Below are 1,695 nucleotides of genomic sequence, written 5' to 3' on the forward strand. Positions count from 1 at the left end.
AGCTTTTTGAACCACACCCGGCACCCCTGGGTGGGTGAACCATACGAAGGGCTCAGCACCTCCCGCAGAACAACGTAGGGAACCTCTTTCATCCTCCGTATCCGCAGATCAGGAGGGCGTGGACGGCGGCGACGATGCGTCCGATGCGGTTATTCGAACATCGGGCTCGACGAGGAGGCGCCAGGTTTTCAGCTGTGCGAAGGCGCGTTCGCCAGGGGCGCGGAGTCGGGCGTGGTCCCGGTTGTACTGCTGGTAGTGCTCGGGCAGTTCGTGGTGGCGGTAGTAGGGAGTGCGGACAGTGGCGCCGGCGCCCTGGTAGGCGCGGTCGGCCAGGACGAGGATCTGTCGCGTGTGGCAGTTCTCGATCACGCCGTGAGCACGGGCGGCGGTCAGGTCGTGAGTGCGTCCGGGCAAGGCCCGCGAGAACCACAGGGGTGTGCCGTCGGGTGCAGCAACGACCTGCACGTTCATACCGTGCTTCCTATGCTTCTGGGAGTAGTACGGCTCGTCCGCGGCGACCCGGTCGATGGGGATCAGAGTGCCGTCCAGGATCACGAAGTCGTCCTCGCCGCGGCCGGTCAGGGCCTCGCGCAGACCGGGCGCCCAGGCGGCGAGGACATCGACCGTCTCGTCCACGTACCGCCAGGCCGTCGCTTCGGAGACGCCGAACCCTGCGCTGAGCTGGGCGAGCGTCTCGTTCTTGCGCAGGTGGGCAAGGGCGAGCTGTGCCTGACGGAAACAGCTCAACTTGCGCCAGCGAGTGCGGCGTTCACACCTTCGGGCGTAGATGAGCCATGAGACATGCTCGACCAGCTCGTGTCGGACATCAAGCGTGGAAGGATACGGAACCAACGAAGCCCCCCGGCCGTCGGCGTGTTGAGTGAGATCACCACACCAACGACGAGGGGCTTCGCCACGTCACCGCACCTGACCAGCCTGATTCACCCGACAGCCCAGGATGAAAGAGGTTCAGTGGTTACGGGAAAAGTCTTAGGGCATTACCGGCGATTGAAGGCGAAATATAGTGAACTGGCGGCCCAGCAATTTATCTACTGGGCCACCAGTATCATCCGAAAGGGTTCCCAGTCGTCAAGCACCCGAGTTTCTCCTTGAGCGCAACCACACCACTACGAGTGCACCCAGGAAGCCAGCAGCTGCGAAGATCAGGGCTGCCTCTATGAGACTTCCCTTGAGCAATCCAGCTGCGGTGGCGCCAGTTCCGGCAGCAGCTGTGAGCAGCGATGTTCCAAGGATTGCAGCTACTGGATTTGTGCGTTTCCGTGAGTGCATCTGCCTCCTCCCCTATCCGAAGAACAGTGCTGCGAGGCCGCTACTGGCGCCTCCAACAAGCCCGCCTAGAGTACCGTTGACTCCTTCTGCCGAATTGCCGCCAGCAAGGACGGATCCCAGAGCACCGCCTCCTGCTCCCCATGTGGCTCCGGTGATGATTGCTGCAGCAGCGCAGCCCACCCCGGCGGTAATGGCGCACATACTTCCCACCGCAGCGATTCCGGCTGCTCCGGCGAGGGTTCCGGTGACAATTCCCATCGTATCGGCAAAGCTGAATAGGCCGGTGGGGTCGATGCGGTTGACGGGGTCGCCATCGGCATACAGATAGGGATTCTGTTCCTGGCCGGAGGGGTCGGGTTGGGTGAAGCGGCCGATTTGGGGGTCGTAGTAGCGGTGGCCCATCTT

At 62.9% G+C, this 1,695-nt stretch carries 1 protein-coding gene and 1 pseudogene; both read right to left on the minus strand.

What is annotated here, in order from left to right:
* Positions 1 to 88 precede the first annotated feature (88 nt).
* Positions 89 to 893, minus strand: a pseudogene (locus ACWD1Z_RS37400) (transposase family protein).
* 409 nt (positions 894 to 1,302) lie between these two features.
* The coding region (locus ACWD1Z_RS37405) for an RHS repeat-associated core domain-containing protein (protein WP_451125371.1) at positions 1,303 to 1,695 on the minus strand (393 nt) is incomplete at its 5' end.

The sequence above is a fragment of the Streptomyces sp. NPDC002784 genome, from assembly GCF_053592135.1.